The sequence below is a fragment of the Chamaesiphon sp. OTE_75_metabat_556 genome, from assembly GCF_031378165.1.
Lineage (GTDB): Bacteria > Cyanobacteriota > Cyanobacteriia > Cyanobacteriales > Chamaesiphonaceae > Chamaesiphon.
The window spans coordinates 1-8,375 of sequence record NZ_JANNDR010000427.1 but is presented as its reverse complement, the minus strand read 5'-3'; the positions used below and the strand labels follow the sequence as shown (position 1 = coordinate 8,375).

The 8,375-nt window shown below is 43.9% G+C and carries 10 protein-coding genes and 1 pseudogene; 8 read left to right on the top strand and 3 right to left on the bottom strand.

What is annotated here, in order from left to right; all coding sequences use genetic code 11:
* Nucleotides 1-124: 124 nt before the first annotated feature.
* Nucleotides 125-1,804, bottom strand: a complete 1,680-nt coding sequence (gene mgtA, locus RMO27_RS17360; protein ID WP_309734800.1) for a magnesium-translocating P-type ATPase — start codon at nt 1,802-1,804, stop codon at nt 125-127.
* Between the two features lie 144 nt (nt 1,805-1,948).
* Here mgtA and RMO27_RS17355 point away from each other — a divergent pair, with 144 nt between their 5' ends.
* The 7 genes from RMO27_RS17355 (at nt 1,949) to RMO27_RS17325 (ending at nt 5,685) form a co-directional block, all read left to right on the top strand.
* A complete protein-coding gene (locus RMO27_RS17355; RefSeq protein ID WP_309734799.1) occupies nt 1,949-2,647 on the top strand; it encodes a 2,3-bisphosphoglycerate-dependent phosphoglycerate mutase in 699 nt (232 codons plus the stop codon).
* A 157-nt stretch (nt 2,648-2,804) separates the two neighbouring features.
* Complete coding sequence (locus tag RMO27_RS17350; RefSeq protein ID WP_396133746.1) at nt 2,805-3,143, top strand: DUF6972 family protein; 339 nt, start codon at nt 2,805-2,807, stop codon at nt 3,141-3,143.
* Entirely contained in the window at nt 3,091-3,378 is a 288-nt protein-coding gene (locus RMO27_RS17345; RefSeq protein ID WP_396133745.1) for a hypothetical protein, read from the top strand. Before RMO27_RS17350 ends, RMO27_RS17345 begins: the two co-directional genes overlap by 53 nt.
* A gap of 355 nt (nt 3,379-3,733) precedes the next feature.
* The gene (locus tag RMO27_RS17340; protein WP_309734791.1) at nt 3,734-4,162 is read left to right on the top strand and encodes an HNH endonuclease; all 429 of its coding nucleotides are present in this window, start codon (nt 3,734-3,736) and stop codon (nt 4,160-4,162) included.
* A gap of 141 nt (nt 4,163-4,303) precedes the next feature.
* On the top strand, nt 4,304-4,648 hold the full coding sequence (locus RMO27_RS17335) for a hypothetical protein (RefSeq protein ID WP_309734789.1): 345 nt from the start codon (nt 4,304-4,306) through the stop codon (nt 4,646-4,648).
* Nucleotides 4,649-4,925: 277 nt separating this feature from the next.
* Nucleotides 4,926-5,096 (top strand): hypothetical protein, encoded by a 171-nt coding sequence (locus RMO27_RS17330; protein ID WP_309734786.1) that lies wholly within the window; start codon nt 4,926-4,928, stop codon nt 5,094-5,096.
* Complete coding sequence (locus RMO27_RS17325) at nt 5,080-5,685, top strand: GNAT family N-acetyltransferase (protein ID WP_309734784.1); 606 nt, start codon at nt 5,080-5,082, stop codon at nt 5,683-5,685. The genes RMO27_RS17330 and RMO27_RS17325 overlap by 17 nt, the downstream gene beginning before the upstream one ends.
* A 32-nt stretch (nt 5,686-5,717) precedes the next feature.
* Here the strand turns inward: RMO27_RS17325 and gap are convergent.
* Together gap and RMO27_RS17315 are read right to left on the bottom strand one after the other, a co-directional pair.
* Nucleotides 5,718-6,739: pseudogene (gap, locus tag RMO27_RS17320) on the bottom strand (type I glyceraldehyde-3-phosphate dehydrogenase).
* A 19-nt stretch (nt 6,740-6,758) separates the two neighbouring features.
* Nucleotides 6,759-7,745 carry a 2-hydroxyacid dehydrogenase gene (locus tag RMO27_RS17315; RefSeq protein ID WP_309734782.1) on the bottom strand — a complete coding sequence of 329 codons (987 nt, stop codon included), beginning with the start codon at nt 7,743-7,745 and terminating at the stop codon, nt 6,759-6,761.
* A gap of 224 nt (nt 7,746-7,969) precedes the next feature.
* Between RMO27_RS17315 and RMO27_RS17310 the strand changes: the two genes are divergently transcribed.
* Nucleotides 7,970-8,269 carry a hypothetical protein gene (locus RMO27_RS17310; protein WP_309734780.1) on the top strand — a complete coding sequence of 100 codons (300 nt, stop codon included), beginning with the start codon at nt 7,970-7,972 and terminating at the stop codon, nt 8,267-8,269.
* The last annotated feature ends 106 nt before the right edge of the window (nt 8,270-8,375 follow it).

Below are 8,375 nucleotides of genomic sequence, written 5' to 3'. Positions count from 1 at the left end.
GTGCTTTTTGGCGTGGTCACGGTTACTTCTGCGGCGGCTGGTCATCAGGTATCTATTGCCTCAAACTGTTGACTAGAAACAGTTTGACATCTTTTCTCACCCTCTTGACAAATTTCCGATTTTCTTAACTTGTCACTAATGCATTGTCTCCGGTTAAAATCTTCACTTCGACTCCATTGCGCTTGAGGGCTTTGAGAGCTTGAGCGGCAGAATCTTTTGGTGGATCGAGAAAGGCAATGTTACCTAATAAAATCAGATTACTTTCATCGGCGATCGCGCAGTGAGATTGTTCTAGTGGAATCGTCTTATATGCCACTGCAATCACCCGTAGCCCATCGGAATTGAGCTTTTGTTGTAAATCGGCAACTCTAGTATGAACCGAGGCATCCATCGGCAAAATTTTATCATCGACTTGGAGTTGAGTGCAGACTTTGAGGACTTCTTCCACTGCACCTTTGCAAATTAGCACATGGTCTTTGCCCGTTTCAGCGATGATTACCGACATTCTACGTCGCACGAAGTCGAACGGAATCTCATCAAACTTGTGGTAGTCTCTGTCAATATCTAAAGATGCGAGTTCTTGCTTACGATCGAGTACCGCGACATCCAATAAATTCTTTAATCCAGTCTGGTAGAAGCTATTGAGATAAGCATATTTAAGCACATCTAAACTTTCTTTGCCATAAGGATCTAAGTGCCGCTGTAAAACGATTTTGTCCTGAGTGAGGGTGCCTGTTTTATCAGTACAGAGGATATTCATCGAGCCAAAATCTTGGATGGCATCGATGTTTTTGACAATCACCTTTTGCTCAGACATGGTAATTGCCCCTTTCGCCAAATTTGCGGTGACAATCACAGGCAACATTTCGGGAGCCAATCCTACCGCCACAGATAGAGCGAAGGTGAATGCCTCTACCCAATTATGTTTGACGATGCCGTTAATTAGAAATACGAGTGGAGCCATAATTAGCATAAACCGCAATAACAGCTTCGTCACACTATTTACAGCTTTATCAAAACTAGTGCGAACTCTGGTGCCACCGATCGTTTCTGCCAGAGATGCTAGATAAGTATGACCGCCAGTTTCGGCAACTACAGCGGTGCCAGAACCACTAACTACGGTTGTACCCATAAAGCACAGATTGACTAGCTCCAGGGGGGTTTTCTCCTGCTTGTCGATCAGATCGACGTGTTTCTCGGTGGGGAGCGATTCGCCTGTGAGTGCGGATTGACTCAAGAATAAATCCTTGGCCACAATCAGCCGAATATCGGCGGGAATCATATCTCCGGCTGACAGAAAGACGATATCTCCAGGCACTAGGAACTTCACCGCAATCTCGGTTCCGGTGGTGATGCCTTGCTGCTCTTTTGGGGTGGTAGATTTAGTGCGATCCTGACGATTCACCGCTGTTGTAGTGCTGACCATTTCTCGCAGTTTTTCGGCGGCTTTGTTCGATCGAAATTCTTGAGAAAAGCGCAGTAATCCACCAAAAATTACCATGATCGTAATGATCAGGGCGGCTGTCGGGCTTCCGGTTAATAGTGACACGATCGCGAGTACGATTAGTAATAGTGAGAGCGGATTTGTCACCGTTTTCAGCAGTTGGACATACCACTTCTTCGGCTTTTCGCGGGCGATTTCATTTAGACCAGATTTAGCCAGTCGCCGCTGGGATTCAGTCTCAGTTAGTCCTTCTAGAGTGGTATCAAATAGTTTGAGAACTCCATCCACGTCTTTTTGAGCGATATCGATAAGTGCATTGGATGAATCTTCAGAATTGGCATTCTGTTGTGAGTTCTTCATAAGATAGTTTAATTTGGGTTGTTAAATTATCATGGGTTCGGAAATTATTAAATACTACGATCGATCCTACTTTTATGCTGTGAGGATCTCGTGAGGTAGTTATATATTGAGGGAGTGAATTACCAATAATAAAGAGCAAAAATAATGGCTCAACTCATTTTGGTTCGGCATGGTCAAAGCCTCTGGAACGCGCTCAATAAGTTCACGGGATGGGTTGACGTACCCCTGAGCGAACGCGGTCGTGCTGAAGCGACAATCGCCTCCTGTCGGCTCAGTGGGTATCGGGTAAATGTCTGCTTTACCAGTAAATTAATCAGGGCAATTGAAACAGCAACCATCTGTCTGACCGAAAATGATGATATCTGCGGTGGCAAAATTCCGATTATTAAGCACGAGCAATCCGATCTAGATTGGCGCGGCTGGGACAACTACGATGGTAATCCGGCGGAAGAACTACCTATTTTTACGAATGCTGCCCTCGACGAGCGGTTTTATGGTGATTTGCAGGGTTTAAATAAAGCGGATACTGCTGCTAAGTATGGTAGCGAACAGGTACAAAAGTGGCGCAGATCTTACAGTGTCCGACCACCGGGCGGGGAAAGTTTGGAGGACACTCAACAGCGGGTGGTTTCTTATTTCAACAGCCGGATTCTGCCCCATTCGATCGCAGGTGATAATGTCTTGATTGCCGCACATGGTAACTCCTTGCGATCGATTATCATGATCCTCGACAAGTTGAGTCCAGATGAAGTGACAGCACTAGAGCTAGCAACAGGTGTACCGATCGTATACGAGCTAGATGCTACTGGAGGATCGATCGGCAAACAGATTTTGAATGACTGACATCAATTAGAACGGTAAGATCAAATCTGAATCGATTCGATTTCCTGCTCTCGACTCCGATCTCCTGAGAAATAAGATCGAACAATTTATCGATCATTGTGAAAACAAAACAGAGAGGAAGCAATAATGGAGCTAAATGAGCGGAAATGAGAGCAAGATGAGTGGCATCGATCGTAAAATCTTCCTCGATTCTAGACATCTTGCTAAACATCTGCCAGATACAGGACAAAGTAATCGGCTACTGCGGCGGGGGAGAGCCGCCCACGTATTTAATGATGAAGCTACTCTCTTGCTGGTGGCTCAGGCTATCATAGAAGGAGGAATCTATACGGGGTTTGCCAGAGGCTACGATCTTTATGGGTTATTATTCACAGAGGCAATCGGCGTTCGGCTTAGTCCTGAAGGTTCGACTCTCCCTTTATTTTATGGTGAGGTAAAGATTGATGCAGATAACCAATACCATCCCGTCCCCCGAACTCGACCCAGTGAAGAATAACTGGAGCTTTCTCGAAGTGTGGATCGATCCAATGCAGTCACCACCCTATGTTTTGCTGTTGTTGGGGGATAAATCCGGTAGTTGCCAGATTCTCGATCCTGCGACACAGTACAAATCGATTAACCGTTGTGATACTTATGATGAGGCGCAGCTTTGGCTACTAGAAGATGAGTATGAGCCAATGGAAGGAAGAATATCAGATGCTGAAATTAATTTGAGCAAACCGCAAATTTAGATTTGATTACCTCCGGTACTCTGTGCCAAAGGCAGGCTTACGCCAACCCGATCGAATCTGAGTCATCACAATTTTAGTTCCAGATAATATCCCAATTTGGGGTGATATCTAGATCGACTTGGCATGATTGAGAACGCGTACTCGATCTCATGAACTAACACAGCCTAAATATTAATATAAGTGTGGCGATCGTAAAACCACGATGTGGGGTTCATACCGTATTTTTGCTGGATAGCTCTATCGATCGGGGTGTTTACACCGTAGATCTGCGACGAAGTATCTTGTGTCGGAATGTTATCTGGTAAAATGCAATACAAGATATAGTTAGATATATTCCAATGAATTGAACAAAGGCATGTCTGATATTAAGCAAAAAGATATCAAAATACTCTGGGGACGTTCTGGAAACAGATGTGCAATTTGTAAGGCACTATTAACTCAGGATAAAAAGTCAGTAACTGCGTCCACAACCTTTGGTGAACAAGCTCATATTGCAGGTGAGAAAGAAAGTGCGGCTAGAGGAAGTAGTATCCTTGCTTTAGAAGAAAGAAACAGCTATCATAATCTAATTTTACTGTGTCCAAACCATCACACTGAAGTTGATAATCAAGAGGAAGATTGGCCCGTAGAAAAATTGCATAAGATAAAATCAGAGCATGAACTTTGGGTTACAGAAACTCTGAGTGAAACACTCGATCGTATACAAATCGCAAGACAAGCTACAATAAGCAGTGTCGTAGATTCTGCTGTTAATCTATGTCAGTTAGAAGGATGGAAAAACTGAACTAGTTTTGCTTTATCCCCAGACCCTCAATGGTCAAAAGATTTTACGAATGATATTTGGGAATTCCGGCAAAGGGTAGTTGCTACCATCTGGCCAGATGAATTTGATGAATTAAGAAAATCAACTCAAACACTTTCTATTATGCTGCACAGGGCATCTCAGAATTTCCTAAAACATTGTGAAAGAGATGGAGACAGGCTATTTCCTTATAGATTTTACAAGGCAGATGGCTGGAATGATAATTATGATAGAGACTTAAATAAATATACAGAATGGATAGATGAATGTCATTCACTAGTTAAAGAAGCAACAAAAGCAGCTAATTGGTTTGCAGATGTTGTCAGAGTAAGTATAAACCCTATGTTTTTTACTGAAAAAGATAAATTTCTTATAGAACACGGCCCCTTTGAAGATTTGACTTTTCATTTAGAATTACTTGAGTATTCAGAAGATGAAAAGAAAGATTTGCCCGATTCACTAATGTAAGCGAATTAACTGTCGGCCAGGTATTTTAAACTTTTAAATTAGATCTTTAATCTCGTAGAATGAAAGTAAAAAACCCAATCTAGCGTGGGGCACAGATGATCGGGTAGAGATGTACAACTCGACAAGATAGCTCGTTCGCGTAGCATAACGTAGGTAATCGACTTGGCTCGATTTGCGTTCCGCAACGCTACGCGAACGAGATTGCGTACTCGATCGCTTGGAAACAGAAGGGATGAAGGTTTGTTATACTTAGAATGCATCTAGATCGATCGTCACAATGAAATACCCTTTTCATACCCAATCCAAGCCAGTCGTTGGTGAAGCAGCTAGAAAGCTGATTGAAGCGATCGAGGCAGGTCAGTCTGTTACCAATGAACGTGCCCTTGCATTAGCCAAACGGATCGCAGATCGTCGTCACCAAGCTCAAGCCAATGCCCAGTCAAAGTAAATTTGAAGGAATCGACTTTTCCCAAATTCCGGTCGAACGCCTTGCCCCTGACATCCTCAACTTAGGACAGGGGTTTCGTTGTCTTCGAGGAGAATTTGTTACTTATTGGAAACAAGGCAGGATTAAGCGAGAAGCCGATGCTCATATTTGCCACTGCTGGGCGATCCGAAGTGGGGATTCCCTGGCAGGCTACATCACCCTTTTAGCTGACAAGTTGCAAGTTGAAAATCCCATCTTGGTAGAAGAAGGCGTAAAGTATCAAACTTTTCCCGCCATTAAAATTGGGCTACTGGCTGTAGATAGACGTGCTAAAGGGGCAGGTCGTCATCTGGTGGAGTGGGCAATCGAATATGTGGTGTCTGAGATCGTTCCAGTTGTTGGGGTACGGTTTGTGACAGTAGATGCCTTGTACGATCTAGATGTTGAGCCAGCCTATGATGCGTCAGGATTCTATATCAAGCTAGGCTTTGATTTTGCCGACCCTCATGAAAGCCTTCCCCCAGAAATGCCTTACCGCACGATGTACTTCGATCTGAAGCCTGTGATTGAACTATTGAATCCACAATCTCCCGAAGCAAAATCAGATTAAATGTGTACTGTATAAATATTCAGTTAACTGACTCAAATCAGCCCGTCTTTTCTTGCCATAAATAGCATCAGATCGATAACTCGACAGGCATAAGCCCACTCGTTATCGTACCAAGCCACCACTTTGAAAAAGTTGGCATTTAAACCAATCCCTGCTGTGGCATCAAAGATGCTCGAACGAGGATCGGTGCGAAAATCCATCGACACAACTTTGTCCTCGGTATAACCCAAGATGCCATTCAATTCTCCCGCCGCTGCCGCTTTCATCGCTGCACAAATATCTGAATAGGTGGTGGGTTTGACAGTTTTAAAAGTCAGATCGATGACTGAGACATCCGCAGTACCCACCCGAAACGCCATCCCGCTCAACTTTCCCTTTAGTTCGGGTAACACTAGCGCGACCGCTTTTGCCGCTCCAGTTGAGGTGGGAATGATATTCTGAGCGGCTCCCCGTCCGCTCCGCCAGTCTTTTTTATTGGGGCTATCTACAGTTGCTTGAGTAGCCGTCATGGCGTGAACGGTCGTCATTAAGCCTTCGGCAATCCCAAAGGTGTCGTGCAAGACTTTGGCAACTGGAGCTAGACAGTTGGTGGTGCAGCTTGCGTTGGAGACAATTTTATCTGTTGCTGGATCGAATTCCTGATGATTGACTCCCATTACCAAAGTCCGAATCTTGTCTGGATCTTTGCTGGGGGCTGAGATAACTACTCGTTTTGCCCCAGCTTGAATGTGTTTTTGGGCACCCTCATAGGTGGTGAAAAGTCCAGTGGATTCAACCAGATAATCGGCTCCTAATGTGCGCCAAGGGAGTTCTGCCGGATCTTTAATCGCCAGACAGGACACAAAGCGATTGTCGATGGAGATGCCATCAGGCTGGGCTGCAACCGTGCCTGGATAGGTGCCGTGGGAGAATCATATTTGAATAGGTAGGCAAGGTTATCGGCAGGAACGAGGTCATTCACGCCGACTAATTCCAATTCAGGATGTTTTATTGCAATCCGCGCAACTAGTCGTCCGATTCGTCCGAAGCCGTTAATACCGATTTTAAGTGTCATTTTAAGTTAATTCCTGAATCTAAATTTCATTTTCACAGGGCTGCGATTGTTCTATTTGTGTGATATTTGCTAATGTCACTTGGGCGATCGCTCGCATTGCATCTTCAGTAAAAAACGCCTGATGTCCGGTAATCATCACGTTCGGGAAAGTCATCAGGCGGGCAAATGTATCGTCTTGCATAATTCGATTCGATCGATCTTCAAAGAATAATGCTGACTCTTGTTCGTAGACATCTAATCCTAATGCGCAAATTTGGGATGATTTGAGTGCAGTAATAATGGCATCAGTATCGATTAATGCGCCCCGACTGGTGTTAATTAGCATCACATGGGGCTTCATTTGGGCGATTGCCTCCTTGTTAATTAAGTGATGATTTTCTGGAGTTAATGGACAATGGAGAGTAATAATATCTGACTGGGAAAACAGTTGGGATAGCTCCATGTATTGAACTCCAATTGTCTCACATTGAGGATTGCGGTAGGGATCGTAAGCAAGAACTTTACAGCCAAACCCCGTCATGATTTGGGCGGTAACTGTGCCAATTCTGCCTGTACCGATAATCCCGATTGTGCGCCCATATAAATCGAATCCTAGCAGTCCTTCGAGTGAAAAATTACCTTCGCGGACGCGGTTATATGCTCGATGTAATTTGCGATTGAGTGTCAGGATTAATCCCACGGTATGTTCGGCGACAGCATAGGGGGAATAGGCGGGAACTCGGACTAATTTGATGCCCAGATTTTTTGCTGTCTTCACATCGACATTGTTATATCCCGCAGAGCGCAAAGCAATGAGACTGACATGATGGCTATCGAGTGCCTCTAGTGTATCTCGATCGACTTCATCATTGACAAAGATACAAACGGCGGTGGCATCTTTAGCTAGGATGGCGGTGTGTCGATCGAGCTTAGGTTCTAGAAATATTAGTTGATGTTGATGTTGGATATTAGCGGCTGTAAAAAATTGGCGATCGTATGACTTGGCACTAAAAATAGCAACTTTCATGGTTCACTCCCCTCGATACTTGCCATCTTAGGTTTAAAGTGTGAGAATCTCGTGAGGTAATCATCTTAAAAGTAGAGGGAATAGAAGTCTATTTTGGTTATGATTGAAGAAAGAACTAAAAATTTAGCATCAATATCAATCGCAATACCAAAAGCAAGTAAGGCTTAAAGTCAATCTTCTCATTGCTTAGGTGGAGTTCGAGCTAGAGCAATAAATAATTGGATATGAGCGAACCAAAACGTCAGTCAATCTGGGATAATCTTAACAATACAAAGCTAGTTCGCTATGTGTTGTTATTTGTACTAGCGTGGGCGATCGTTCAGGTCTTAGCCTACTTTAGCTCTATCATTATCACATTTACATTTGCTACAATTTTTGCGTTTCTACTTAACTTCCCAGTCCGCTGGTTCTCCCGCGTCATGCCGCGTAGCTTGGCAGTGTTTTTAGTCTTTTCGCTTGGCTTACTAATTTTAGTTGCGATGGTAGCAACGCTACTCCCTTCCCGCCGGAAGACTACAGAATAAGGTTGTAGATATGTTGAATCGTATTTGAAATTTGAATTGGAGTCTGTAATTGTTGAGTTTCAAAAAAGGTAAGAAGTCTCATTTCAATCTGCTCGATAGTTGTGCC

Coding starts and splice junctions, on each gene's coding strand:
- RMO27_RS17325 (WP_309734784.1), top strand. CDS start 5,080: ATGCCCAGTCAAAGTAAATTTGAAGGAATCGACTTTTCCCAAATTCCG.
- RMO27_RS17330 (WP_309734786.1), top strand. CDS start 4,926: ATGAAATACCCTTTTCATACCCAATCCAAGCCAGTCGTTGGTGAAGCA.
- mgtA (WP_309734800.1), bottom strand. CDS start 1,804: ATGAAGAACTCACAACAGAATGCCAATTCTGAAGATTCATCCAATGCA.
- RMO27_RS17345 (WP_396133745.1), top strand. CDS start 3,091: ATGCAGATAACCAATACCATCCCGTCCCCCGAACTCGACCCAGTGAAG.
- RMO27_RS17315 (WP_309734782.1), bottom strand. CDS start 7,745: ATGAAAGTTGCTATTTTTAGTGCCAAGTCATACGATCGCCAATTTTTT.
- RMO27_RS17310 (WP_309734780.1), top strand. CDS start 7,970: ATGAGCGAACCAAAACGTCAGTCAATCTGGGATAATCTTAACAATACA.
- RMO27_RS17350 (WP_396133746.1), top strand. CDS start 2,805: ATGAGTGGCATCGATCGTAAAATCTTCCTCGATTCTAGACATCTTGCT.
- RMO27_RS17335 (WP_309734789.1), top strand. CDS start 4,304: ATGCTGCACAGGGCATCTCAGAATTTCCTAAAACATTGTGAAAGAGAT.
- RMO27_RS17355 (WP_309734799.1), top strand. CDS start 1,949: ATGGCTCAACTCATTTTGGTTCGGCATGGTCAAAGCCTCTGGAACGCG.
- RMO27_RS17340 (WP_309734791.1), top strand. CDS start 3,734: ATGTCTGATATTAAGCAAAAAGATATCAAAATACTCTGGGGACGTTCT.